This window comes from Mesohalobacter halotolerans (assembly GCF_006120725.1).
GTDB lineage: Bacteria > Bacteroidota > Bacteroidia > Flavobacteriales > Flavobacteriaceae > Psychroflexus > Psychroflexus halotolerans.
The window spans coordinates 580,849-606,105 of record NZ_SWMU01000001.1 but is presented as its reverse complement, the minus strand read 5'-3'; the positions used below and the strand labels follow the sequence as shown (position 1 = coordinate 606,105).

At 35.2% G+C, this 25,257-nt stretch carries 24 protein-coding genes; 10 read left to right on the top strand and 14 right to left on the bottom strand.

All coding sequences use genetic code 11. The annotated features are described in order from the left end of the window. Positions 1–2: 2 nt before the first annotated feature. From rodA to purH, 6 genes are read right to left on the bottom strand one after another with little or no spacing between them, the layout of a single operon-like run. Entirely contained in the window at positions 3–1,256 is a 1,254-nt protein-coding gene (gene rodA / locus FCN74_RS02865; RefSeq protein WP_138931083.1) for a rod shape-determining protein RodA, read from the bottom strand. Beyond that, on the bottom strand, positions 1,249–3,138 hold the full coding sequence (mrdA, locus tag FCN74_RS02860; protein ID WP_138931082.1) for a penicillin-binding protein 2: 1,890 nt from the start codon (positions 3,136–3,138) through the stop codon (positions 1,249–1,251). Before mrdA ends, rodA begins: the two co-directional genes overlap by 8 nt. Continuing rightward, positions 3,135–3,599 (bottom strand): rod shape-determining protein MreD, encoded by a 465-nt coding sequence (mreD, locus tag FCN74_RS02855; protein ID WP_246062538.1) that lies wholly within the window; start codon positions 3,597–3,599, stop codon positions 3,135–3,137. The genes mrdA and mreD overlap by 4 nt, the downstream gene beginning before the upstream one ends. Positions 3,600–3,627: 28 nt before the next feature. After that, positions 3,628–4,437 carry a rod shape-determining protein MreC gene (mreC, locus tag FCN74_RS02850; RefSeq protein ID WP_138931080.1) on the bottom strand — a complete coding sequence of 270 codons (810 nt, stop codon included), beginning with the start codon at positions 4,435–4,437 and terminating at the stop codon, positions 3,628–3,630. 10 nt (positions 4,438–4,447) lie between these two features. Further along, positions 4,448–5,476: a rod shape-determining protein gene (locus FCN74_RS02845; protein ID WP_138931079.1), complete on the bottom strand. Its 1,029-nt coding sequence runs from the start codon at positions 5,474–5,476 to the stop codon at positions 4,448–4,450. Between the two features lie 37 nt (positions 5,477–5,513). Further along, complete coding sequence (purH, locus tag FCN74_RS02840) at positions 5,514–7,046, bottom strand: bifunctional phosphoribosylaminoimidazolecarboxamide formyltransferase/IMP cyclohydrolase (protein WP_138931078.1); 1,533 nt, start codon at positions 7,044–7,046, stop codon at positions 5,514–5,516. A 266-nt stretch (positions 7,047–7,312) separates the two neighbouring features. Between purH and FCN74_RS02835 the strand changes: the two genes are divergently transcribed. The 5 genes from FCN74_RS02835 (at position 7,313) to FCN74_RS02815 (ending at position 12,722) form a co-directional block, all read left to right on the top strand. Continuing rightward, positions 7,313–7,534: a DUF2795 domain-containing protein gene (locus FCN74_RS02835; RefSeq protein WP_073193496.1), complete on the top strand. Its 222-nt coding sequence runs from the start codon at positions 7,313–7,315 to the stop codon at positions 7,532–7,534. Between the two features lie 286 nt (positions 7,535–7,820). Then, positions 7,821–11,186 carry a preprotein translocase subunit SecA gene (secA, locus tag FCN74_RS02830; protein WP_138931077.1) on the top strand — a complete coding sequence of 1,122 codons (3,366 nt, stop codon included), beginning with the start codon at positions 7,821–7,823 and terminating at the stop codon, positions 11,184–11,186. A 14-nt stretch (positions 11,187–11,200) separates the two neighbouring features. Then, positions 11,201–11,689, top strand: coding sequence for a DUF4199 domain-containing protein (locus FCN74_RS02825; RefSeq protein ID WP_138931076.1), 489 nt, complete (start codon positions 11,201–11,203; stop codon positions 11,687–11,689). A gap of 56 nt (positions 11,690–11,745) precedes the next feature. Beyond that, entirely contained in the window at positions 11,746–12,045 is a 300-nt protein-coding gene (gene trxA, locus FCN74_RS02820) for a thioredoxin (RefSeq protein ID WP_138931075.1), read from the top strand. After that, positions 12,042–12,722, top strand: coding sequence for a head GIN domain-containing protein (locus FCN74_RS02815; protein WP_138931074.1), 681 nt, complete (start codon positions 12,042–12,044; stop codon positions 12,720–12,722). Before trxA ends, FCN74_RS02815 begins: the two co-directional genes overlap by 4 nt. A 9-nt stretch (positions 12,723–12,731) precedes the next feature. On the opposite strand, the gene FCN74_RS02810 is transcribed toward FCN74_RS02815, so the two are convergent. Genes FCN74_RS02810 through FCN74_RS02795 form a run of 4 tightly spaced genes read right to left on the bottom strand, consistent with a single transcriptional unit; the run spans position 12,732 to position 15,522 of the window. Continuing rightward, complete coding sequence (locus FCN74_RS02810) at positions 12,732–13,358, bottom strand: class I SAM-dependent methyltransferase (RefSeq protein ID WP_138931073.1); 627 nt, start codon at positions 13,356–13,358, stop codon at positions 12,732–12,734. A gap of 1 nt (position 13,359) precedes the next feature. Continuing rightward, the gene (locus FCN74_RS02805) at positions 13,360–14,640 is read right to left on the bottom strand and encodes a M23 family metallopeptidase (protein WP_138931072.1); all 1,281 of its coding nucleotides are present in this window, start codon (positions 14,638–14,640) and stop codon (positions 13,360–13,362) included. Between the two features lie 57 nt (positions 14,641–14,697). Beyond that, the gene (locus FCN74_RS02800; protein WP_138931071.1) at positions 14,698–14,955 is read right to left on the bottom strand and encodes a hypothetical protein; all 258 of its coding nucleotides are present in this window, start codon (positions 14,953–14,955) and stop codon (positions 14,698–14,700) included. Between the two features lie 9 nt (positions 14,956–14,964). Continuing rightward, positions 14,965–15,522, bottom strand: coding sequence for a sigma-70 family RNA polymerase sigma factor (locus tag FCN74_RS02795; protein WP_138931070.1), 558 nt, complete (start codon positions 15,520–15,522; stop codon positions 14,965–14,967). 65 nt (positions 15,523–15,587) lie between these two features. Here FCN74_RS02795 and FCN74_RS02790 point away from each other — a divergent pair, with 65 nt between their 5' ends. Together FCN74_RS02790 and FCN74_RS02785 are read left to right on the top strand one after the other, a co-directional pair. Then, entirely contained in the window at positions 15,588–16,826 is a 1,239-nt protein-coding gene (locus tag FCN74_RS02790; RefSeq protein ID WP_138931069.1) for a glycosyltransferase, read from the top strand. Positions 16,827–16,842: 16 nt separating this feature from the next. Continuing rightward, a complete protein-coding gene (locus FCN74_RS02785; protein WP_138931068.1) occupies positions 16,843–17,988 on the top strand; it encodes a methionine aminotransferase in 1,146 nt (381 codons plus the stop codon). Between the two features lie 26 nt (positions 17,989–18,014). Here the strand turns inward: FCN74_RS02785 and FCN74_RS02780 are convergent, their stop codons facing one another. The 4 genes from FCN74_RS02780 to FCN74_RS02765 all read right to left on the bottom strand — a co-directional run bounded on the left by FCN74_RS02780 (position 18,015) and on the right by FCN74_RS02765 (position 22,217). Then, positions 18,015–18,566 (bottom strand): NUMOD4 domain-containing protein, encoded by a 552-nt coding sequence (locus FCN74_RS02780; RefSeq protein ID WP_138931067.1) that lies wholly within the window; start codon positions 18,564–18,566, stop codon positions 18,015–18,017. 34 nt (positions 18,567–18,600) lie between these two features. Beyond that, positions 18,601–19,641, bottom strand: a complete 1,041-nt coding sequence (locus tag FCN74_RS02775; RefSeq protein WP_138931066.1) for a ferredoxin--NADP reductase — start codon at positions 19,639–19,641, stop codon at positions 18,601–18,603. Positions 19,642–20,125: 484 nt separating this feature from the next. After that, positions 20,126–21,670, bottom strand: a complete 1,545-nt coding sequence (locus FCN74_RS02770) for an Rne/Rng family ribonuclease (protein ID WP_138931065.1) — start codon at positions 21,668–21,670, stop codon at positions 20,126–20,128. A gap of 256 nt (positions 21,671–21,926) precedes the next feature. Continuing rightward, complete coding sequence (locus tag FCN74_RS02765; RefSeq protein WP_138931064.1) at positions 21,927–22,217, bottom strand: HU family DNA-binding protein; 291 nt, start codon at positions 22,215–22,217, stop codon at positions 21,927–21,929. 87 nt (positions 22,218–22,304) lie between these two features. Between FCN74_RS02765 and mutY the strand changes: the two genes are divergently transcribed. From mutY to FCN74_RS02750, 3 genes are read left to right on the top strand one after another with little or no spacing between them, the layout of a single operon-like run. Next, positions 22,305–23,408, top strand: a complete 1,104-nt coding sequence (mutY, locus tag FCN74_RS02760) for an A/G-specific adenine glycosylase (RefSeq protein WP_317128762.1) — start codon at positions 22,305–22,307, stop codon at positions 23,406–23,408. A 38-nt stretch (positions 23,409–23,446) separates the two neighbouring features. Continuing rightward, positions 23,447–23,899, top strand: coding sequence for a single-stranded DNA-binding protein (locus tag FCN74_RS02755; protein WP_138931062.1), 453 nt, complete (start codon positions 23,447–23,449; stop codon positions 23,897–23,899). An 18-nt stretch (positions 23,900–23,917) separates the two neighbouring features. After that, entirely contained in the window at positions 23,918–25,237 is a 1,320-nt protein-coding gene (locus FCN74_RS02750) for a gliding motility-associated protein GldE (RefSeq protein ID WP_138931061.1), read from the top strand. The last annotated feature ends 20 nt before the right edge of the window (positions 25,238–25,257 follow it).

Here is a 25,257-nt window from a genome sequence, read left to right as displayed (position 1 = left end):
AGCTAAGATCCTAACTTTATCCGATCTGCGTCTAATTTCAAAAAAACAAACAATAGAATACAAAAGCCCCAAAGACCAGACCCACCATAACTGAAAAAAGGAAGAGGAATACCAATCGTTGGTATTAAACCCGTTACCATGCCAATGTTTACAAAAAAATGAATAAATAAAATTCCGAAAACACAAAACCCAAAAGTTCGACTAAAAATACGTTTCTGCCTTTCAGCCAAAAAAAGGATTCTACTCAACAATAGTATAAAGAGCATTAAGACAACTACGCTACCTAAAAACCCCCATTCTTCACCAACGGTTGTAAAAATATAGTCTGTGTGTTGTTCCGGTACAAATTTACCTTGCTTTTGTGTGCCATTGAGAAATCCTTTGCCCGTTAGACCTCCACTCCCTATTGCAACTTCGCTTTGGTAGAGGTTGTATCCGCTACTTTTGTTGTTTGTGTTTGGGTTAATAAGGACTTCAAATCTTTCTTTTTGATGAGGTTTTAATACATTATCGTATATAAAATTTACACTAAAGATAAAAGCAATACAAGCTATTGCAGCCAATATGGGTTTGAAAATTTTCTTACTTTGTTTTTTTCTAAAATAAATTATAATGAAAAATATTAAGCCGCAAATTATTGAAGTCAAAACTGAGCCCATTAATAAAACACCAACAAACAGAACAATAACTAGTAGTGCTCCCCATATATAAAAATCTGGTAGACCCTCACGATAAAGCGCAATAAAAATTGATAAATACACTAATGCACTTCCGGCATCCGGTTGGAGTAAAATTAAAGAAATGGGGAAAGCCAGAATCAAAAAAACACTAATTTGGTGTTTAAATTTTTGGAGGTTTACATTTAAGCCACTTACATATTTTGCAACAGCAAGAGCAACAGCAGCTTTGGCAAATTCTGCTGGCTGAAGGCTAAAACTTCCAAATGAATACCAGGCGGTCTGACCATTAATTGTTTTGCCAAAAAACAATAACCCTAATAGACTCAATAAAGCAATGATATAAATGATAGCACTAAAGCGTTCGTAGAATTTACTTTCTATAGATAACACAAATATTATTATTACCACACTCAACAATATCCAAAGTAATTGCTTACCATAGAGTGTGGAAAGATCTATTATGCTATTACTAGGATCTGATAATGTTGTAGAATAAATACTTAACCAGCCCAACCCCGCTAAAAGCAAAAACAGCAAAACACTCAACCAGTCTATTTTAAAAAATGTATTATTCATTCAAGTTTAAATTCTTCAAAATACTATCATTTTTGATCATAAAATCAATTTTTTCGTAATCTTCTTGAGGACTATTGTTAAGCAACCATTGCTCGAGGTCTGTTCTTGTTATTTTTCCTTTGATGTATTTTTCAATCATCAAACTCGCTATTTTCCCTGCATAACGAGATCCCCAGTAACCATGTTCTATAAAAACAGCAATGGCAATTTCTGGATCATCAACTGGTGCAAAAGCCACAAAAATCGAATGATCTTTTAGCTGAACGACTTCACCGTCAATGACTTTTTTATTTTCAGCTGTTCCTGTTTTTCCTCCGATTTCGATATTAGGGATTTGAATCCACTTTGCTGTACCGTATTTGTAGACTTCATACATGCCTTCAATAATTGGATCAAAATGGGCTCTATCTATTGTCGTGTAATGTTTTTTAGTATAAGTTGTATCTTTTATAGGTTGACCATCAACTGCTTTTAAAATGTGAGGTTTAATATACCAACCTCTATTAGCTATAGCTGCTGTCATATTGGCTAATTGGATAGGTGTAGTAGAAACCTCACCTTGACCTATACCATTTGAAATTGTCGCCGTTGCATACCACTTATAGGTTGGATATTGGTACATGCGATTGTAAAAGGATGAATCTGGAATAAAACCTTTACGACCTACAGGTAAATCGTAACCTAAGTAATTTCCAAGGCCAAAACTTTTTAAATGGTCATGCCAGGCTTGAATCCCTTTTTGAGGTGTTTCATATTTGTTGATGGTATTGAGATAAATACGAGAGAAATAAGAGTTACAAGAATGTGCAATTCCATTAACTAAAGTGATAGGATTAGGATGATTGTGACACCCCAAAACCTGACCTCTAGCATATCGAAAACCACCGTAACAGGTGTACTTATCATCAAGTTCAACTGTATTTTCCTGAAGGGCGATCAAGCCTGTTAAAACTTTAAAAGGCGACCCTGGAGCATATTGTGCTTGTAGTGCCCTATTATACAATGGTCTAGTGATTGAATCATAATAGAGTTCAGTATAATTTTTAGACCTTTTTCGCCCAATTAGTAAACTTGGATCGTAAGTTGGTTCTGTGATGAGTGATAAAATTTCACCTGTCTTTGGTTGAAGAGCAACAATTCCTCCTCTTTTATTTTTCATCAATTTTTTTCCGTACTGTTGCAGTTGAGCATCGATAGTTAAAGTTAAATCTTTTCCTTTTTCCGGCAACGTATCAAATTGACCTTGTTTATAGGATCCTAAATCATTATTAAATCGGTCTTTCTGTATGTATTTGACACCTCTAACACCTCTTAATTTTTCCTCGTAATATTCTTCTACTCCTTGCCGGCCAATTAAATCCCCTGATTTATAATATGGCTCTGCTCGGATATCACGATTAGAAACCTCAGCGATGTAACCCAAAAAATTGGCCCCTAAATCTAATTGATAATCCCTTAATGAACGCTTTTGAATATAAAAGCCCTCAAATTTATACATGTTCTCCTGCAAATAGGCATATTCTGACTTTGTCAACTGAGCTGTGATAATAGAAGGCGCATAATATGAATATCGTTTAGCATCTTCAATTTTTTTGATTAAATATTCTTTTTTAAGATTCAAAAGTTTTGAAAAAGCAGTCGTGTCAAATGGTTTTAAATCCCTTGGAACTAACATCACGTCATAAGAGGGCTGATTGCCTGCTAGTAGCTCTCCATTTCTATCAAAAATATAGCCACGTTGAGGATAGTCATATTCGGCCTTGACCGCTAAGTTTTCAGATATACTGGAATAAGAATTGTTAAATACTTGTAAGTAAAGTAAACGCATCACAAATACCAAGGTTGTAAATCCTAATAACAAATATGGAAAAAACCTTCTCATGCTTTATAAATCAATCTTAAAGTGGTGAAAATTAATATACTACTAAATATACCAGATAATAGGGCATTTTTCAAAATCTCAACTGTGTAATTTATACTAAAATATTCTAAAGAAAACATAAGTAAATGGTGAATAAAAACCATGATGACAACGTAAAGAAATTGTTCTTTGAAATCAGTTTTGTGTAATTTTAAAGTGTTGTAATCATAACTTATCCCAAATGACAACCTTAAGATAAACGGTCTAAAATAGGCAATAAACAGTGTTGAGGCAGCATGAACTCCGCCGGTATTATTAAATAAATCTATACACAGTCCCAATGCAAAACCTAAAAGTATAATATATACTCTATTAAGGTTTATGGGTAAAGCTAAAATAAATAAGATATAAAGGTATGGATTGATATAGCCTAAAAATAAAATATGGTCTAGAATAAGCACCTGAATTAGGATCAAAACCATAAATTGTAAAATATATTTCAGATTAAAATTACTCATCCTTTTCTCTTAATAAATCTTTAGCTTCTCTAATGTTTTTTGGAATAATTACATAGGCGTGATTTACGCTGGTCATATCTGCAAAAAGTTTGACCTCAATGCTATAATATCCTATGTTATTGTCTAATTCGTAATTTTTTATTGTTCCTATAGGAATATCTTTAGGAAAAATTAAAGAATTATTTCCTGTAACTATGGTATCTCCAATGTTAAAACTTGCAGATCTTGGAAGGTCTTCTAGAAATATTGTATTAGGTCGAGCTCCATCCCACTGAAGTGACCCAAAATTATTACTATTTTTAAGTTTAGCATTAACAGATAAATTGGTATTGAGAATTGAAATTACCCTCGAGTAATTTTTCTCACTTTTTTCTACGATACCTAAAATTCCGTTAGGTAGGCTTACAGCATAGTCTTCTTTAACTCCATCAGATTGACCCAAATCAATCAATACATAATTATCTACTCTTTTAAAAGAGTTAGAAATAACATGACAGGGTTTGAATGTATACAACGAGTCTAATATAATTGAGTCGTTTGTTGTAATGTTTAAATTATATAATTGTTCTTTAAGATTATTGTTTTCTTTTTGCAGCTTAAGGTTGTTCTGTTTTAGATTAAAATAAGAGCTGAGATCGTGTTGGATGTTTAAGAAGAAGGCTGTAATAGAATTAGTAGAAGAAATCCACTTATTGTTGTGGTAGGAATGCGATTGAATAGTCAATGCTAATGAAATGCTGAAAAGCACCAAAAATAAAATTCCAATCTTAAAACGGAGGAAGAATTTTATAATTTGCTGCATGCATATTCATTTATTTGATTAATACAGGCTTAAAACGTTCTAAATCTTTCTGAGTCATTCCAGTTCCTCTCACGATAGCTCTTAGTGGATCTTCTGCTATAAAAACAGGTAAATCTGTTTTTTGAGATAACCTTTTGTCTAAACCTCTCAACATAGAACCACCACCCGCTAAGTAAATTCCTGTATTGTATATATCAGCAGCCAATTCAGGTGGTGTTTGAGAGAGAGTCTCCATTACGGCGTCTTCAACTCTCAATATAGATTTATCTAGTGCTTTTGCAATTTCACGGCTTGAAATTTCAACCTGTTTGGGTTTACCCGTCAACAAATCTCGACCTTGAACACTCATATCTTCCGGTGGTGTTTCAAGATCTTCTGTCGCTGCACCTATTTGAATTTTAATGTTTTCTGCTGTGCGTTCACCTATAAAAAGATTGTGCTGCGTTCGCATGTAATAAATGATATCGTTGGTGAAGACATCTCCGGCAATTTTTACAGACTTATCACAAACAATTCCACCTAGGGCTATAACAGCTATTTCAGTAGTTCCGCCTCCAATATCCACAATCATATTCCCTTTGGGCTGCATGATATCAACGCCTATTCCGATAGCTGCTGCCATAGGTTCGTGTATCAAATAGACTTCTTTACCATTGACACGTTCAGCACTGTCTTTAACCGCACGCATTTCCACTTCTGTAATTCCGCTAGGAATACAAATCACCATACGAAGTGACGGTGAAAACAAGCGTTTTTTTAAGGCTGGGATTTCCTTAATAAACATACTTATCATTTGCTCACTCGCATCAAAATCTGCAATAACACCATCTTTTAATGGTCTAATGGTTTTGATATTTTCATGGGTCTTTCCTTGCATCATAGAAGCTTCTTTCCCTGCTGCTATAATTTTTCCGGATTCGCGGTCTCTGGCTACAATAGAAGGTGCATCTATAACGACTTTGTCGTTGTGAATTATCAGCGTATTAGCCGTTCCTAAGTCTATTGCTATATCTTCAGTTAAAAAATCAAAAAAACCCATGCTTGTCGTTTAATAATCAATTGACAAAAGTAATCAATTAATGTTTAAAATGTCGTATTCCAGTCATCACCATACTCATATTATTGTCGTCACAATATTTGATGCTCAATTCATCTTTAATTGAGCCTCCAGGTTGAATTACAGATGTAACCCCAACCTTATCAGCAATTTCCACACAGTCTGGAAAAGGAAAAAAAGCATCACTTGCCATAACGGCGTCATTTAAATCAAATTTAAAATGTTTAGCCTTTTCTATACTTTGTTTTAAAGCGTCAACACGTGAGGTTTGGCCTGTTCCGCTGGCAATCAATTGTTTGTTTTTAGCTAAAACAATAGTGTTAGATTTAGTGTGTTTACAAATCTTAGAGGCAAAAACCAAATCTTCTATTTCTCGCTCCGACGGGCTTTGAGAAGTTACGGTTTTAAAATGTTCTTTTTGATCGGTTTTTAAATCTCGGTCTTGAACCAAAACACCGTTGAGGCAAGTTCTGATCATTTTATTTGAAAAAGCACTTTGCTTTAAAATCAATAAGCGTCTATTTTTTTTGGCTTTTAAAATCTCAAGGGCGTCATCATCAAATTCAGGGGCAATAACGACTTCACAAAACAGCTGATGTATTTCTTCAGCCGTTGCCTTATCAATAGTTGTATTTGTAATTAAAATTCCACCAAAAGCCGAAACCGGATCACCGGCCAGAGCATCTTTATATGCCTCTAAAACTGTATGTCTTTGCGCTAAGCCACAAGCGTTATTATGCTTTAAAACGGCAAACGTTGGCGCTTCACCTTGAAATTCATTAATCAAGTTTACAGCAGCATCGATATCCAAAAGATTGTTGTAAGATAATTCTTTACCGTGTAATTGTTCAAAAACCTCTTCAGAATTACCGTAGAAATTTGCATTTTGATGCGGATTTTCCCCATATCGTAAACCCATCACATGTTGTTCAGAAAGTCTTAATTCTTCATTGGTTTTGGGTTGGTTAAGATAGTTAAATATATGAGTGTCATAATGAGACGACACTGCAAAAGCATTAACCGCAAAAGATTTTCGCTCTTCTAGGCTACTTTCAGCAATAGGTTTGTTTAAAACTTCCAAAACTGACTGATAGTCAGATTGTGAAGCTACACAAAGCACGTCTTTGTAATTTTTTGCAGCTGCACGAATCAATGAAATACCTCCAATATCTATCTTTTCAATAATGTCTCCATGACTTGAACCTGATGCTACGGTTTCTTCAAACGGATAAAGGTCTACAATCACCAAGTCAATCTCGGGAATCGCATAGTCGTTTAAAGTCTTTTTGTCAGTATCGTTATCTCTTCGACTTAAAATCCCACCAAATACTTTAGGATGAAGAGTTTTTACGCGCCCACCGAGAATAGAAGGGTAATCTGTGAGCGATTCTACAGCAGTCACCTCAGCGCCGCGAGACTCTATAAATTTTTGCGTGCCACCAGTGGAATATATTTTGATATTATGCGCCTTTAAAGCTTCAATAATCGGCTCTAATCCGTCCTTGTGAAATACGGAGATTAGTGCAGATTTTATGGGTTTTTGATGATTCATAAGTCTGTGAAATAGGTTTTTGCAAAGCTAAGTTTTTATAAATAAAAACGACGTTTTTTAAAGCTTCAAATCTGATAATTTTTAAATATTTATTAAATAAATTGATGTATAATATAAATATTTGACAAAACTTAAATTTTTTATGTTGATTTTCAATGTTTTAAGTCATATTTCTAAACAAATTAAGACCGTTCAAAATAATCTCTAATAAACTTGCAAATCTCGGCAAAAAAATTACTTTTGCAGAAATATAAAAATTTAAAGACATGTATTGGACTTTAGAGTTAGCGTCTTACCTGAGTGATGCGCCTTGGCCTGCCACCAAAGACGAATTAATAGATTATGCTATCCGAACTGGCGCACCTCTAGAAGTTGTTGAAAATTTACAATCTATTGAAGATGAAGGTGATACTTATGACTCCATAGAAGAAATCTGGCCAGACTACCCCACCGACGAAGACTACCTTTGGAACGAAGACGAATATTAATCTTTTACACATTATTACATTCTATTATCTGCCTCTTTCGACATTAAAGGGGCTTTTTTATTTAAGAGATTAAAGTTTAACCGATGATATGATTAATACTAAATAATTATTGCTTTTAGATAATCCAGTCAAGACCATACAAGAGACTTTAAACATCTGAAATCATAAATCTAAATATCGTGTCAATATGGCACAGGAAATACGTTAACCACTAAATTTTAACGCAACTGACAACCTTAGCATGTTTTTTGTTTTAACTTTGACATTGCAAAATTTATAACACATTATGGGCATTTTAGATACCGTACTTAAAACCTTTGTTGGTGATAAAACTAAGAAAGACCTTAAACAAATATATCCAATTGTTGACGAGATTAAATCTTATGAATCTGAACTTGAAAAACTTGATTTAGAACAGCTTAGGCAAAAAACAGCTGATTTTAAAGCTAAGATTAAAGCCGCAAACGAAGAAGAGTTGAGTAAAATAGAAGCACTTAAAAAAGAAGCAGATGAATGTGAAAATATTGACGAAAAGGAAAATATTTATTCACAAATTGATGACTTAGAAGATGTGGTCTATGAAAACTCTGAAAAAGTTTTAGATGAAATAATGCCCGAAGCATTTGCAGTGGTCAAAGAAACCACAAAACGCTTCTTTCACAACACTGAACTCCGCGTTAAAGCCACAGAATTTGACCGAGAGCTTTCTGCCCAAAAAGACTATATCAACCTCGATGATGATTATGCCATTTGGTCCAATTCTTGGGATGCCGCTGGTAAGCCTATCACCTGGGACATGATTCACTACGATGTGCAGCTTATAGGTGGTATAGTGATGCACCAAGGTAAAATTGCTGAAATGCAAACGGGTGAAGGAAAAACTTTGGTAGCGACATTACCCATGTATCTCAACGCCTTGACAGGCAATGGTGTTCATCTGGTGACTGTAAATGACTACCTCGCTAAACGTGATAGTGCGTGGATGGCTCCAATTTTTCAATTTCACGGTTTAAGTGTAGACTGTATAGATTATTACAAACCCAATTCTGCCGAACGACGAGAAGCTTATAAATGTGATATTATTTACGGAACTAATAATGAATTTGGCTTTGATTATTTGCGTGACAACATGAGCCACTCCACAGATGACTTAGTTCAGCGTAAGCACAATTACGCAATTGTTGACGAAGTCGATTCGGTTTTAATCGACGAAGCCCGTACCCCATTAATCATTTCTGGTCCGGTACCAAAAGGCGATGTGCACGAATACGACGAATTGAAACCCAAAATAAATGAGCTGGTTGAAATTCAAAGAAAATTCTTGGTCAAAGAACTCGCTGAAGCTAAAAAACTCATTGCCGAAGGAGAAACTAAAGAAGGTGGTTTAAAATTGTATCGCGTGTATCGCGGTTTGCCTAAAAATAAAGCCCTTATAAAATATTTAAGTGAAGAAGGCATCAAACAACTCTTGCAAAAGACTGAAAACTTTTATATGCAAGACAACAATCGCGAAATGCCTACAGTCGATAAAGACTTGTATTTTGTGATTGAAGAAAAAAACAATCAAATTGATTTAACCGATAAGGGTGTCGATTTTTTATCAGGTGAAGACGATCCAGACTTTTTTGTCATGCCTGAACTCGGCACTGAAATTGCCAAAATTGAAAGTGAAAATCTTCCGAAAGATGAAGAAATTGCTAAAAAAGAAGAACTTTACAGAGATTTTGGGGTAAAAAGCGAACGCATCCACACTATGCGTCAGTTGTTAAAAGCTTACACCTTATTTGAAAAAGACACCGAATATGTCGTCATGGACAATAAAGTCAAAATTGTCGATGAACAAACCGGACGTATTATGGACGGCCGTCGCTATTCAGACGGTTTGCACCAAGCCATTGAAGCTAAAGAAAATGTCAAAATTGAAGACGCTACACAAACTTTTGCGACGGTCACGTTGCAAAACTACTTTAGAATGTATAGCAAACTGTCTGGGATGACAGGTACAGCAATTACAGAAGCAGGCGAATTTTGGGAAATATACAAATTGGATGTTATTGAGATTCCTACCAACAAACCCATTGCTCGCGACGATAAGGAAGATATGGTCTACAAAACTAAACGCGAAAAATACAACGCCATCATCGACGACGTCGTCAATTTGTCCAAAGCGGGAAGACCAGTGTTGATAGGTACAACTTCTGTTGAAATTTCTGAATTGCTCAGTAAAATGCTTAACATCAGAAAAATTAAACACAACGTTCTCAATGCCAAATTGCACAAGCGCGAAGCCGATGTTGTGGCTGAAGCAGGTGATAGTGGCGTGGTAACTATTGCCACCAATATGGCTGGACGTGGTACTGACATTAAGCTTACTGATGAGGTTAAAAAAGCCGGTGGTTTGGCAATCGTCGGTACAGAACGTCACGATTCCAGACGCGTAGACCGACAGTTGAGAGGTCGTGCAGGTCGTCAAGGTGATCCCGGAAGCTCGCAGTTTTACGTGTCGCTTGAAGATAACCTCATGCGTTTGTTTGGTAGTGAACGTATTGCCAAATTGATGGACCGTATGGGACTAAAAGAAGGCGAAGTCATTCAACATAAAATGATTTCAAATTCAATTGAGCGTGCCCAGAAAAAAGTAGAAGAAAATAATTTTGGTATTCGTAAACGTCTTTTAGAATACGATGACGTCATGAACGCTCAACGTGAAGTGGTTTACAAGCGGCGTTATCATGCTTTATTTGGAGAACGCTTACGAATAGACATTGCCAATATGATTTACGATACCACTGAAAGTATCGTCAACCTCAACAAACAAGCTGAAGATTTCGCCAATTTTGATTTTGAACTCATCCGCTTTTTTGCAATGGAATCGCCTGTCGACGAAACTGAATTCAAAAAAATATCTACAGAAAAGCTGATAGATAAAGTCTACGAAGAAGCCTATAAGCGCTACGAAGAAAAAATGGAAAGAAGTGCCGAGCAAGCTTTCCCCGTCATAAAACAAGTATATGAAAACCAAGGCGATCGCTTTGAACGCATTGCCGTCCCGTTTACCGATGGGCAAAAAACACTTCAAGTGGCTACCAATTTGAAAAAAGCCTATGAAAGTAATGGTAAAGAATTGGTGACCGATTTCGAAAAAAATATCACCTTAGCCATTATTGATGAAGCTTGGAAAAACCATTTACGTAAAATGGATGAACTCAAACAAAGTGTTCAGCTGGCAGTTCACGAACAAAAAGACCCGTTGTTGATCTATAAGTTTGAGGCTTTTGAACTCTTTAAGGTCATGCTAGATGAAGTCAACAAAGATGTCGTATCATTCCTATTTAAAGGCGAACTGCCTGAGAGAGACAGCACCAATATTCAGGAAGCAAGAAAAAGACGTCAACCCGATAAAGTGCAAACCCGCAAAGATGAAATTCAAAATCTAGATGAACGTGCTGCCGCTGCGAGACAAGCTGGACAAAACGCGAGCATTCAAGGCCGCCAAGTTGTCGAAACTATTGTGAGAGACAAACCTAAAATAGGCAGAAACGATATGGTGACCATTAAAAATGTTCAAACAGGAGAGAATAAAAGTTTAAAATACAAAAAGGCTATTCCAATGATTAATCAAGGCCAATGGGTTTTAGTTGATCAAAATTAAGCCCTCTTAATATCATGGAAAAATTTAAAATTGAATTTAAATGGGCATCGATTTTTACGGGAATCAACCTCATTTGGATTTATATTGAAAAATACTTGGGCTTACACAGCGAGTATATCGACTACCATTCTATAGTCAGTCTAGTTATGCTATTACCATTGAGCTTATGTATATTCATGAGTTTAAGTCAAAAACGTCAAGATTACTACAAAGGTGAAATGACCTGGCAAAAAGCTTTTTTGTCAGGATCGTTGTTAAGCTTATTGGTTGCAGGATTATCACCCGGACCCGTATATGTGATGGCAGAATACGTCTCACCAGAATTTTTTGAAATTGCACAAAACGCCAGTGCTGAAAGAGGTGTGAGCCAAGAATTGACCAAACAACTTTTCAACCTTAATACCTATATTAGCCAAGCAATCATGTTTTATTTGGCTTTTGGCGTTATGATTTCAGCTATTGTGGGATTATTTGTTAAACGTCAATCAAAACAAAACTCGTAATTGTTTTTTTAAGTTCAAATTAAAGTTTACGACTAAGCCATGTAAAAACAAAGAAAATGAATTCAAATTTTAACAGCATTATTAAAAGCGAAACTCCTGTATTAATTGATTTTCACGCCGATTGGTGTGGTCCCTGCAAAATGTTAGCACCCATTTTAAAAGAGGTGAAAAGTGAATTAAAAGACAATATCAAAATCATTAAAATTGATGTTGATAAAAACCAAAATCTTGCCGCTCAATATCAAGTTCGTGGTGTCCCGACCATGATGCTATTTAAAAGTGGACAGCAAATGTGGAGACAAAGCAGTGTTTTACAAAAAGAGGATATTATTAATGTCATTAATCAACATTCATGAAAAAATTAATTCTAGTCATAATCGTATTGTTACCTGCCTTAAGTTTTGGGCAAAAGGAAATTAAAGTCAACAAAAACATTCAAGCTGTCAAAGTTTCTGCTGGTATACAGGTAGAATTAACAACCAATGCCAATGAGAACAAAATTGTTGCTGAGGAGCGTGTGTTAGACGCTATAAACTATAAAGTTGACGATTATGAACTCAGAATAGGCTTATCACTGGGTACAATATTTGACGGTGATTTCCCTTTAAAACTGAAAGTCTTTACCAAAAATATTGACCGCCTCAATGCGGTGCAAGGCTCTACAGTAGAAATTCAAAACTTGATTAAAACCAATCGCTTTTTTATCCGAGCAACCGAAGGTGCAGTGGTTTCAGGAGAGTTTAATACAGAATCTCTTGAGCTAAAAGCACTCTCAGGTGCAATCATCGACATAAGAGGTAAAAGTAAAAATCAAGATATTTTAGTCAATACCGGTGGTGAATACAGAGGGCGAAATTTAGAAACAAAAAACACCAAAGTTAAAGTCACCTATGGTGGGAATGCTGATGTGTTTGCCTCAGAAAATTGCGAGGCAAAAATTGTTGTTGGAGGTGATATTGATATATATGGTAACCCTAAATATGTGAATGAAAAAACATCTTTCGGTGGAGATATTACAATTTTAAAAAACTAAGTTTAACCTCTAGGATTTTTTAAACACAAAATGAATTAAACGAGGAAGTGTTTCTTTTGTTTCCTCATCAAAAGACTCTTGGAGATCTACTAGGCTAAAGTTATTAATTTTTGCCTTATTGATAAAGTCTGAAATATGATGTGTAAACGTTTCTAAAACATGACTTTTTCCATCAATTTCAAACCTGGCTTTACTTCCTTTATATTGTTTAAAAGGGTGCAGTTCGCTAATATAAAACAGGCCTTTAGAGTTTAGTTTTTTATAAGCTTGTTGAAATATGTGATTTAAATCTTTGATATGCTCCAAAACTAAATTTGCACTAATTAAATCTGCAAAATCGTTTTCAATTGGCCAAGATTTTAGCAAATCAACATTTTTAAAAATGACATGCTTTAAATTAATTCTTTCTTGAGCTAATTTGAGCATTTCTTCTGAAAAATCAATTGCTATTTCTGTTTGAGCTTTTTCAGCAAAATACATCGTATTCTTTCCACTTCCACATCCTATCTCTAATACGTGTTTAAAATTGAGTTGGCTAAGAATTTCTCGGGTTTTCTTCTGATCTAAATCTCTGGTTTTATTTAAATCAGAATCGTATTCAGCAGCCCAAAGATTGTAGGCTTCTTTGGTCTTCATATTATAAACTGCTATTGGCGACTTGAGCCTTGTCTTCAATAAAATTTTGATCCAACTCTGCTTTCAGATCTGTGATAAATTCAAAATAAGAAGGTTTAATTGCTTCAGGCATAGGTTCAGCATCAGGTAAATCTTGTTTATAAGGATCAACTTGTCTTCCATTTACCCAAAATCTATAACACACATGTGGACCAGTGGCTAAACCTGTACTGCCTACGTAACCGATAATTTCACCTTGCTTGACGCGTTGTCCTACTTTAACAGCTCTTCTACTCATATGCAAATACTGGGTGGTATACTTGTTGGTATGTTTGACTTTGACATAGTTTCCATTGCCTCTGGTATAGCTGGATTTGATCACAACACCATCAGCTGTAGACCAAATTGGTGTACCGCGACCTGCAGCATAGTCTGTGCCTTTGTGAGCTTTCCAGCGTTTTTGTACAGGATGAAAACGTCTTGGACTATAGCGTGAAGAAATACGTGAGTATTGGACTGGTGCCTTTAGGAAAAATCGCCTTAAAGTTTTAGCCTTTTCATCAAAGTATTCTGTTCTACCCGTTAGCGAATCCACTTCGTATTCAAAGGCATAATATGGCTCACCTTCATGTTCAAAAAGGACAGCATCTACGCTTTTGATTCCAGCATATATGGTATCATTAATGTATTTTTCTTTAAAAATGACTTTAAATCTGTCACCGGGTTTAATTCTAAAAAAGTCAATGGTCCATTGATAAATATCTGCCAAACGATTGGTAAGCATATAATCTAAACCTGCTTCATCTATGGTCAAAGATAAGGAAGAGTTGATAACGCCTGAAGCTGTTTTCTTCTTAACAGTTACTGGCTTTTTTGCTTTTTCTGCATAAATACTATCGCCTAAAAATACTTTAGTATAATCTATTTTATTATGTTCATAAATAAAGGCATAGGGTTTATTTATACTGTCATCTTTGGTTTTTAAAATAGTGTAAGGTTTACCGACATTAATGCGTTTAAAATCAAAAACAGTATCAGGAATGCTTTGCGTAATTTCATAAACCTCACTTGGAGTTACACCGTGTTTATCCATGATAGAGCCAAAAAAGTCGCCTTTTGAAACCGTATCATTAATGACGTTATAATTATTTAGTGTAAATCCGTAAGCTTTTATGATTTTTTCAACAGGAGCTTTAGCAACTTGAGTTTTTTCAACCTTAGAATTTTCTGTTGTTGAATTGTTATCCTGACAACTGAAAACCATTATAAACGGACATAACAAGGCTAAGCAAATTTTGTACATGCAGTTATTTTATAAGTTTTGCAAAGTTAATCAATTAACAATTAATCTAGAACCTGCTTAATGGTCAGTATTTACTTTTTCTTTGATTTCTTCTATGTCTTTAATATCTAATACGTTATAGTCTTTTTTCTTAAAGATATCAGTCAATAAACTATTTTTGGTATTGTATTTTTTGCATCTTTCACAATATAAAATATGCATTTTAAGTTTTAGCCTTTCCCAAAAAGTAGCTTCACCGTATTGTAATTTATCACTATAATGTCCAATATTTTGACAGTATTTAGGTATATTTTCCTCTGTATATTTTTGACTCATCTCTGTAAATTAATTTTTTAACCAACTGCTATCCATACAATCAGCTAGCGATTTTCTTGCTCTGTGAATTATCATCCATAAATTAGACGGTGAAATATCAAAAACATTACAAATGGCTTCTGTATCGTACTCTTGTATGGTTTTCATTCTAAAAATTTGGGCTTGTTTCTCATTGATATTTTCAAGACAATTTTCTATCGCTAAGCCTAATTCTGTATTTTCAATATCATCCTCAGCGCTTTGGTCTGAGTGATCGGCAACGCGTTCTTCAAGCCAATCTCCTTCCTGGTCTTCTGAGGTGTAATCTATTTTAACTTCGGCTTTACCTTTTTTAGAGTTTATTTTTCGATAATGATCTATAATTTTATGTTTCAAAATCAACACCAACCACGTGCGTTCTGTTGAATTACCTTTAAAATTTTCTTTAGATTTTAATCCTGCCAAATAAGTCTCAGAAATTAAATCTTTAGCAACGACTTCATCATTCACCCGAGTAATCGCATAATTAAACAAGTAATTTGAATATTTGTCTACCCATGTACTCGGATTGAGTTTTTTATCGGACATGATACAAAATTAAAGGTTAAAATTAGTAGTTTTAAACCATTATACGTTTAATATAATCTTAAAATTTGAAGCTCAAGCAAATACTCATTATAAGTATGCAATATCCGGAGCCAAAGTCAACTGCTGCGGGCTCAAGAATGCTACAAATCATTTCGCTTTTAAAATCTTATAGATATGAGGTTCACTTTGCTTCAACTCAGCCAAAATCTGAATATTCTGTAGACTTAAGTTCTTATGGTCTAGATACAAGCTTGATTAAAATCAATGACGGTTATTTTGATACATTTATCAAAAGGCTAAAGCCCGATGCTGTGATTTTTGATCGTTTTATGACGGAAGAACAATTTGGTTGGCGCATTGATGAACACTGCCCAAAAGCCTTAAAAATTCTCGATACCGAAGACTTGCATTTTTTAAGAGAATGGCGAGAAAGGCAAGTGAATTCAGATGGACACATCAATTTACCTAAACGCCTTAACGATATCGCCTTACGCGAATTAGCAGCCATTTATCGCTGTGATTGGACTTTAATGATTTCTAAAGTTGAAATTGAGATTCTGACTAAAACTTATGGTATTTCAAAACACGTGCTCTTTTACTTACCTTTTGTATATAAAACTAAAGACCTCTTAGATGATAAAACACCTCCATACGAAGAAAGATCACATTTTGTAAGTATAGGTAACTTTAAGCACAAACCAAATCTCGATATGGTAAAACATACCTATAAAAACATTTGGCCTAAAATCCGGCAAAGACTTCCAAAAGCTGAATGGCATATTTATGGCGCCTATTGTCCTGAGTCTGTAAAACAATTTCACAATTCTAAAAAAGGCGTCATTGTTAGAGGGCGAGCCGACGAAGTATTATCGGCTTTAGAAAACTATAGAATCATGCTTGCGCCATTGCGATTTGGAGCTGGATTAAAAGGAAAGTGTATGGATAGTATGCGGGCCGGAACACCATCGATGACAACAAAAATCGGTGCAGAAGGAATTGCCTCACCACAAAATTGGCCGGGATTTGTAGAAGACCAGCCTGAGAATTTTACTCAAAAAAGCATTGAACTCTATGCCAATGAAGATTTGTGGAAAGAAAAACAACAAAAGGGTTTTGATATCCTTCACAAAGAGTTTGATATCAAAAGTTTTAAGGATGATTTTAAAACTAAAATTACCGGCAGTTTTCAGGATTTAGAAAGCTATCGGCATCGCAATATTGTAGGTCAACTCCTTAAGCACCATCATCAGCGGAGTACAAAATTTATGTCGCTTTGGATAGAAGCTAAGAATACCTTAACTTAGAAAAAATCTCAATTTTATGCATCAATTACAATCGAAGCTGCCCCACATCGGCACGACTATATTTACCAAAATGAGCCGTCTGGCTCAGGAACATCACGCGATAAATTTGTCTCAGGGTTTCCCAAATTTTATGCCTAATGAAGAGCTCATTCAACAGGCTAATGAAGCCATAAGTTCGCACAGAAATCAATATGCGCCTTTGGGTGGACTGCCGGAGTTACGCCAAAAATTATCAGATAAATTTGATACACTATACAACCATAAGTACGATTGGGAAAGTGAAATTACCATTACCGCCGGTGCAACCCAGGCCATCTTTACCGCCATTTCTACGTTAATACATCCGGGTGATGAAGTCGTGGTCTTTAAGCCGGCTTACGATTGTTATGAACCCGCAGTGGAGTTGTACGGAGGTATTGTAAAGCCTGTACAACTGGAAGCTCCGGATTACAATATTCCTTGGCAAAAGGTTAAAGATTTGGTAGGAGATAAAACCAAACTCATTATCATCAATACGCCCCACAATCCTACAGGTTATGTATGGACTAAAGAAGATTTTGAAAATTTGAAATCTATCATCAGAGATACCTCTGCTTATGTTTTGAGTGATGAAGTTTACGAGCACATGGTGTTTGATGAGCATATGCATCACAGCATTTGTTCAGATCCAGAACTAGCATCACGAAGTATAGCTACATTTTCCTTTGGTAAGACCTATCACGTCACCGGATGGAAATTGGGTTATGCCGTGGCGCCAAAAGCACTGATGAACGAATTTCGAAAGGTGCATCAGTACAATGTGTTTTGCGTGAATCACCCTTTGCAATATGCTTTGAGTCAAATTCTGGATGAACCTCAACATTACCTCAAACTGGATGAGTTTTACCAACACAAGCGTGATCAATTTCTAAAGTTGGTTGAAGGTTCAAGATTTAAGTTTACCCCAAGCCAAGGTACCTATTTTCAATTGGCCGATTATTCTGAAATTTCAGATTTACCCGATACAGAATTTTGTTTGGAGCTTATTAAAACACACGGTTTGGCTGCTATTCCTATTTCAGTATTCAATCACGACAAGCTTCAGCAAGGTCAAATTCGATTTTGTTTTGCTAAGACCGATGAAACTTTAAAAGAAGCTGCAAAGATTATCAATGATATTTAAGACTATCTGCTAAATATTGACACTTTTTAATAGTCAACGTCGCCCCAATTTTCGCCGTTTTTGATTCTATACAATTGCATGTCGGAAATACCAAATTCCTTAGCAATCATTTTTATACGGGTTCTCCTGTTTGGGTCGTGTATTTTACGTTTGAGCCTGATAACTTGCGTTTCAGTCAATTTTGAGTAGTGTCTTTTACGTGATTTTGGTCTATTTTTATACTCTGGATTACTGAACTGATGTATTTCTTTTTCACGTTTTGTTGCCCACTTGAGATTTCTAACGTGGTTATCTGTTTTATCGTAATTCAGGTGTATGACATAGATGCCATCGCCTTGTTCTAAAAAATGTTGAGCTACGAGTTTATGGACATAACGGCTGGTCTGTTTACCGGTTTTTCTGTTTTTTAGTCTTAAATTTTGATAGCCATTAATGTAGGATTTTTTAACTAAGTATTCTTCTTCTCCTTTACAATTGATAATTCTGCCGTAATTAGAAATTTTGAAGTATTCTCCGTCGGCTATACCTTTATCAAATATTATGGGCTTCCACTTTTCATCCCAAAAACTTCTAATCATATATTTTCTTTTACGTAAAAATAGCTATAAAATTTTAAATATCATCATAGTCCACAATTACTTCTGGTGTTTGTGGCTGGGCTTGACAAGTGAGCACGAGACCTTGTTCGACTTCTTCATCGGTTAAGATTTGGTTTTTACGCATTTCGGCTTTTCCTGTTTTTATTTTGGCCAAACACGAACTGCAAATTCCACCCTGGCAAGAGTAAGGCACATCAATATCTTGTTCTAAAATGGCGTCAAGAATGACTTTGTCTTGATCCATGACCAATTCGTGTTCTTCATCATCGACGATGATTTTAAGTTTTGTTTTGCCATCTGTGTTGGCAATATCTTCAGCTTCTTTTTCTGAGTAAAATAACTCGTATTTGATTTTACTCTCGTCTATGCCATTGTCTCTTAAAACTTCTTGAACGTGTTCAATCATCGGTTCTGGTCCACAGAGGAAGTATTCAGAAAAATCAATTCCACTATACTTATTTTTCAGGGCGTAATTAACAGTCGGTTTTTCTATTCGACCAAAATGTGCATTGTCTTCACGAGTTTGACTGTAGATATTTTCAACAAATAATCGCTCAGGATAATGCTTTTTTAACGCTAATAATTCTTCAAAAAAAATGGTTTCCTGAGGAGATTTGTTGCCGTAGACTAATACAAACTTAGCGTCGTCATTAAATTGAAGAGTAGATTTTAAAATTGACATGACAGGAGTAATACCACTTCCTGCTGCAAAGGCGCAAAAATTTGATGTAGTCTCTAAAGTGGGTGTAAAATGCCCTTCCGGCGGCATCACTTCAAGACTATCGCCTGTTTTGAGTTTTTGATTAGCATAATTAGAAAACACGCCATCGGCTATGGCTTTCACAACAATACTTAAATCTTCACCCGGTGTTGAACAGATAGAGTAAGAACGTCTTATCTCATCTCCGTTGATTGTTTTAGACAGGGTGATATACTGACCGGGTTGATATTGAAATTCTGAAGTGAGGTTTTCAGGGATGTCAAATGAAATTTTTACGGCTTTATCGGTTTGGCGTTCTATGGCTTTTACTTGGAGTGTATGAAATAAGCTCATGATATTTATTTTATAAATTGCAAAAATACAATCTTGTGGGTTTTAAGGCTTTAAGCTTTATTAAAATATTGATAATTTTAATCATATGTTTGATGAATTACATTACTCTAGCAGACGGGTGTTTAGCTTTGGTTGTAATTTATCGTTAGCTATGATGGGATTTAGCACTCGTTGCAAACGAGCGCTAGCGTTTGGTTCGACAAGTTAACTATCTTAAGATTTACAAACTAACCTATGAATATTGCCTTGGCTTAGGGATTGAGGCATTGTTGGAGTCCCCGCATTGAGCGGGACGACTGCCGAAAGCCCGCCGATGCGACTTTGGCGCAGCGGAAGCCCCATCTCGATACATTTATGATTTTTTCCTATCGTCAAAAATCATAAAACATTTGATGTGACGGCTCGATTAATCAAGTCGTCATTGATTTGACTATGAATCATAAAAAAACCCCGCTCTAAATGAACGGGGTTTTTAAGTAGATTTTTAAACATTAATGATGTTGCCATCCTTGTCGTGGAAATGGTATTCCAGATAGGTGTAAGCGTCTCGAGGTTGAATCTTCACCCAGCGTTTGTGGTCAAAAAACCATTTGCTTCGCGGCGATGGAAATCCTTTGGTCAGATAAGCTGCGATAAAAGGATGTGCCGTTAAAGTGAGGTTTTTGTGATCTTTCTTAATGAGTTTTTGAAGGTCAGCATGTAGTTTGTTGATAACCACTACAGGAGCTTCGACTTCGCCGTTTTCATTAGGATTTTTTTCACGGGTTTTGATATCCAACTCGGGTCTTACACGTTGACGAGTAATTTGTACCAAACCAAATTTGGTCGGTGGCAAAATTTTGTGTTTTGCTCTATCGTCACTCATCTCATCTCTCAATGTATTGTATAATTTTTTTCGGTTTTCGCCATCATGCATATCTATAAAATCGACAACAATAATACCACCCATATCTCTAAGGCGAAGTTGTCTGGCAATTTCTACTGCACTGATGAGGTTAACCTGTAGCGCTGTATCTTCTTGACTTTTGGCTTTATTACTTCGGTTACCACTGTTGACATCTATCACATGCATAGCTTCTGTATGTTCTATGACAAGATAGGCGCCTTTGGTCATGGTGACCGTTTTACCAAAAGAGGTCTTGATTTGACGCTCAATATTATACTTTTCAAAAATGGGGACTTTAGAATTGTAAAGCTTAACGATAGATTCTTTGTCTGGAGCAACTTCACCGACATAATCTTTGACCTGAGTGTAAAGTGCTTCATCATCAATACAAATTGAGGTGAAGGAGTCATTGAAAATGTCTCTTAAAAGGGATGAGGTTTTGTTGAGTTCACCCAGAACTTTAGACGGAAGCTTTTGCACTTTACTCACCTTCTTGCACATGGCTCTCCAGCGATTCATCAAATTTTGTAAATCATTATCGATATCGGCAACTTTCTTACCATCTGCTACTGTTCTAACAATGATACCAAAGCCTTTAGGCCTGATACTTTTGACCAATCGTTTAAGTCTGTCTTTTTCTTCAGCACTTTCTATTTTCTGAGAAATTGAAATGCGTTCTGAAAAAGGGACGAGAACAATATAACGCCCGGCAAGTGAAAGTTCACTACTCAATCTTGGTCCTTTTGTGGATATGGGTTCTTTAGCGACTTGCACTAAAACAGATTGATTAGGGTGAATGACATCGGTAATACTTCCGTTTTTGTCGATATTTTTTTCGTTGTGAAAATCTTTAAGGTCGTAATTGCGCAATTTACCAGATTTTAGTTTTTTGGTAAATTGTATCATCGTTTTGATTTGCGGCCCTAAATCGTGATAGTGTAAAAACCCGTCTTTTTCGTAACCAACGTTTACAAATGCAGCATTAAGACCGCCAAGGGCTTTTCTCACATCAGCTAAAAAAATGTCGCCAACAAGAAATTTTGTGTCTTCGTTTTCTTTGTGTAATTCTATAAGTTTTCCATCTTTGAGTAAAGCAAAATCTACAGCATCAGAACTGGATTGAATAATTAATTCTTTGTTCATGCGTATTTGGATTTAGCTCTCAAAATGGTTTGAGAATTGTTAAACTTTGTGTTAGACTTAATTTTAATAAGTCATAACGAGATAAAGATGCGCAATGTTTCATTTACATGGCATCGTTGTCAAAGAACTTGTGATTGATAAGATTTACTTTTTCTTATGTCTGTTAGCTCGGCTGCGCTTCTTTCTTTTGTGATTGGCAACTTTTGCTCTCTTTCTTTTTTTTCCGCTTGGCATAAAAAATGTGTTTAAATTAGTTTTACTTGACTTTTACGTTTTCCTTCACGCTATTTACAAATGTTTTTGAAGGCTTAAACGCTGGAATGTTGTGTGCAGGAATGATGATACTTGTATTTTTTGAAATATTCCTTCCTGTTTTTTCTGCTCTTTTCTTTATAATAAAGCTTCCGAACCCTCTTAAATAAACGTTTTCTCCACTTTCGAGAGAGCCTTTTACTTCTGTCATAAAGGCTTCTATAGTAGATTGTACTTCATTTTTTTCTAAACCTAATCGCTCGGATATGGTATTTACTAAATCTGCTTTTGTCATAACTCAGGTGTTTTGTTTAAAAAATTGAGGGTGCAAATATAATCAATTAATATTCAATAATTCAACTGATTAGTTTATTATGTTTGCATAATAATTTTTAAAACACTTATTATTTCTTTAAGTCAGCTACTTTCAGACGAAATTAAAATATGGTATAAAAATAATAAGCGTGATTTGCCTTGGCGAAACACAAAAAATCCTTATAAGATTTGGTTGAGTGAAATCATATTACAGCAAACCCAAGTCAAGCAGGGCTTACCGTATTATAATAAATTTCTTAAGGCTTACGCTGATGTTCATAAACTGGCAAATGCCGAAGAAGATGAAATCCTAAAAATGTGGCAAGGATTGGGTTATTACTCAAGGGCTAGAAACTTACATTTTACTGCAAAATATATCTCTAAAGAATGTAAAGGAAAGTTTCCTAAAACTTATAAAGAATTATTAAAATTGAAAGGTGTTGGCGAATATACAGCTGCGGCTATTGCATCTTTTGCCTATGATGAACCTGTTGCGGTCTTAGATGGTAATGTGTACCGGGTGTTATCTCGATATTTTGGTATTGATACGCCTGTAAATTCTACCGAAGGTGCCAAGATTTTTAAATCTAAAGCTTATGAAATTTTAGATGAGAATAAACCTGCTCTACACAACCAAGCGATGATGGAATACGGTGCTTTGTTATGCAAGCCCAAGTCGCCGGATTGTATGTTTTGTAGTTTAAACCCCTCATGCGTAGCTTTTCAGCAAAATAAAACTAAGTCCTTACCCGTAAAACTAAAAAAGCTCAAACGCAAAAAACGGTTTTTTAATTATATTATATTCCAATCTTCTGATAAAGAGATGCTTATAAAGCAACGTTTAGGTAAAGATATTTGGCAAAAACTCTATGAATTTCCTCTATTGGAAACTCAAAAACCGGCAAATCCAAGGACAGTTTTTGATCATGAGTTATTTAAAAAATTAAATCTACCTACTCAAATTAAACCCACAAAAATAAATTCAAAAACCAATAAGCATGTTTTGACACATCAGGACATTTATGCCGATTTTTGGTTAATTGAATGTTCTATAGATTTTAAAAAATTCAATCTAAAAGATTACGAAGTGGTTAATTATAAATCTATCCGTAAATTTGCAGTTTCGATTTTGATTGATAAATTTCTCAACAATCATATTCTAGAAGACTAAAACTTTTATTACTTTTACTTATTTAAAATATTCTAATTATGGCAACAGGAACTTTAAATAAAGTTATGCTTATCGGACACACCGGAGATGAGGTAAAAATGCATTATTTTGACGACAATAATTGTTTAGGTCGCTTTCCCGTAGCTACCAATGAAGAATATGTAAACAAAAATACTAATGAACGTGTTAGCAATACCGAGTGGCATAACGTAGTCGTTCGTAATAAAGCTGCGGAAATTTGTGAAAAATACCTCAGAAAAGGGGATAAAGTCTATATAGAAGGACGTATTAAAACCCGAAAATGGACTGACGATAAAGGTAACGACAGATATTCTACGGAAATCCATTGTACAGAATTCACATTTTTAACCCCTAAAGACAAATCTGGTCAAGGCAACCCACAACCGCCTGCTGAAGCTAAACCTCAAGCAAAAGCTTCAAAACAGGTTGCTGAACCTGATGAAAATCAGGATGATGATTTGCCGTTTTAAAACCCTAAACTCAAATTATTGGAATCCGAACCCTTTAGTTCAGTACTTTTATTACAATTGGCCTTACCAGAACTCATAGGATTAATTGTCATTTTACTATTGTTGCTATCTTCTGCATTGGTCTCAGGCTCAGAAGTGGCGCTGTTTTCGCTAAAGCCTTCAGACTTTGAAGCTGACGAAAATAAAATGAGTAGTCAAGAGAAGATACTCATTCAGCTTTTGGATAAGCCTAAAAAGTTGTTGGCTACTATATTAATTGCTAATAACTTTATAAATATCGCTATTGTTTTGTTATACAGTAGTTTAAGCCATATTTTTAGACCAGATAATCCCATTGAAGTTTTTGGTATCAGCCTTACTTTTCTTATTGATATCATCATCGTAACTTTTCTTCTATTGTTGTTTGGAGAAATATTTCCTAAAGTTTATGCCAATCGCAATAGCGTGAAATTTTCACATTTTATGGCCTATCCACTTTTAGTGTTGGACAAAATTTTATCGCCAGCCAGTCTTCCGTTAAGGAGTTTTAGTAATCTCATTCAATCAAAATTAGGTAAACAAAAACCTAATTTGAGCGTAGATCAGTTATCTCACGCCCTAGAACTTACTCGTGAAAGTGAAACTTCAACAGAAGAAAAAAGAATTTTGAAAGGTATTGTATCATTTGGCAATATAGATGCCAAAGAAGTGATGAAACCTCGTTTAGATATTTTTGCCTTAAACTATGAAGAAAGCTTTAAGGATATCATTGCTTTGATCAATGCTCAAGGGTATTCGAGAATTCCTGTTTACAAAGACGATATAGATAATATAGTAGGTATCCTATACATCAAAGACCTATTGCCTTATCTAGACAAGTCGGCTTTTAAATGGCAAAGTTTGTTAAGAGAGCCCTATTTTGTCCCAGAAAACAAAAAGCTAGACGATTTGCTCAATGACTTTAAATCACAAAAAAATCACTTGGCTATTGTAGTTGATGAATATGGAGGTACCAGTGGCTTGATCACTCTAGAAGATATCATCGAAGAAATTGTGGGTGATATCAGTGATGAGTTTGATGATGAAGATATTATCTATTCAAAAATTGATAGTAAAACCTTTGTCTTTGAAGGCAAAACCTCGATGAAAGATTTTTACCAGATCTTAAAATTTGATAACGACACCATTGAAATTTTTGAGGATAAACGAGGTGATGCTGAAACAATTGCTGGTTTTTTATTGGAAATTACTAGAGGTTTTCCAAAGAAAAACCAGGAAATTAAATTTGAAAATTATCGTTTTGTCGCCGAAGTGATAGATGATAAACGTATCAAACAGATTAAGTTGATGATAGCATAAGTGATAATTTCATTTTATAG

Bases quoted from the DNA above. Each gene is read 5' to 3' on its own strand.
- rodA (WP_138931083.1), bottom strand. From the start codon at position 1,256: ATGAATAATACATTTTTTAAAATAGACTGGTTGAGTGTTTTGCTGTTT.
- mrdA (WP_138931082.1), bottom strand. From the start codon at position 3,138: ATGAGAAGGTTTTTTCCATATTTGTTATTAGGATTTACAACCTTGGTA.
- mreD (WP_246062538.1), bottom strand. From the start codon at position 3,599: ATGGTTTTGATCCTAATTCAGGTGCTTATTCTAGACCATATTTTATTT.
- mreC (WP_138931080.1), bottom strand. From the start codon at position 4,437: ATGCAGCAAATTATAAAATTCTTCCTCCGTTTTAAGATTGGAATTTTA.
- FCN74_RS02845 (WP_138931079.1), bottom strand. From the start codon at position 5,476: ATGGGTTTTTTTGATTTTTTAACTGAAGATATAGCAATAGACTTAGGA.
- purH (WP_138931078.1), bottom strand. From the start codon at position 7,046: ATGAATCATCAAAAACCCATAAAATCTGCACTAATCTCCGTATTTCAC.
- FCN74_RS02835 (WP_073193496.1), top strand. From the start codon at position 7,313: ATGTATTGGACTTTAGAGTTAGCGTCTTACCTGAGTGATGCGCCTTGG.
- secA (WP_138931077.1), top strand. From the start codon at position 7,821: ATGGGCATTTTAGATACCGTACTTAAAACCTTTGTTGGTGATAAAACT.
- FCN74_RS02825 (WP_138931076.1), top strand. From the start codon at position 11,201: ATGGAAAAATTTAAAATTGAATTTAAATGGGCATCGATTTTTACGGGA.
- trxA (WP_138931075.1), top strand. From the start codon at position 11,746: ATGAATTCAAATTTTAACAGCATTATTAAAAGCGAAACTCCTGTATTA.
- FCN74_RS02815 (WP_138931074.1), top strand. From the start codon at position 12,042: ATGAAAAAATTAATTCTAGTCATAATCGTATTGTTACCTGCCTTAAGT.
- FCN74_RS02810 (WP_138931073.1), bottom strand. From the start codon at position 13,358: ATGAAGACCAAAGAAGCCTACAATCTTTGGGCTGCTGAATACGATTCT.
- FCN74_RS02805 (WP_138931072.1), bottom strand. From the start codon at position 14,640: ATGTACAAAATTTGCTTAGCCTTGTTATGTCCGTTTATAATGGTTTTC.
- FCN74_RS02800 (WP_138931071.1), bottom strand. From the start codon at position 14,955: ATGAGTCAAAAATATACAGAGGAAAATATACCTAAATACTGTCAAAAT.
- FCN74_RS02795 (WP_138931070.1), bottom strand. From the start codon at position 15,522: ATGTCCGATAAAAAACTCAATCCGAGTACATGGGTAGACAAATATTCA.
- FCN74_RS02785 (WP_138931068.1), top strand. From the start codon at position 16,843: ATGCATCAATTACAATCGAAGCTGCCCCACATCGGCACGACTATATTT.
- FCN74_RS02780 (WP_138931067.1), bottom strand. From the start codon at position 18,566: ATGATTAGAAGTTTTTGGGATGAAAAGTGGAAGCCCATAATATTTGAT.
- FCN74_RS02775 (WP_138931066.1), bottom strand. From the start codon at position 19,641: ATGAGCTTATTTCATACACTCCAAGTAAAAGCCATAGAACGCCAAACC.
- FCN74_RS02770 (WP_138931065.1), bottom strand. From the start codon at position 21,670: ATGAACAAAGAATTAATTATTCAATCCAGTTCTGATGCTGTAGATTTT.
- FCN74_RS02765 (WP_138931064.1), bottom strand. From the start codon at position 22,217: ATGACAAAAGCAGATTTAGTAAATACCATATCCGAGCGATTAGGTTTA.
- FCN74_RS02755 (WP_138931062.1), top strand. From the start codon at position 23,447: ATGGCAACAGGAACTTTAAATAAAGTTATGCTTATCGGACACACCGGA.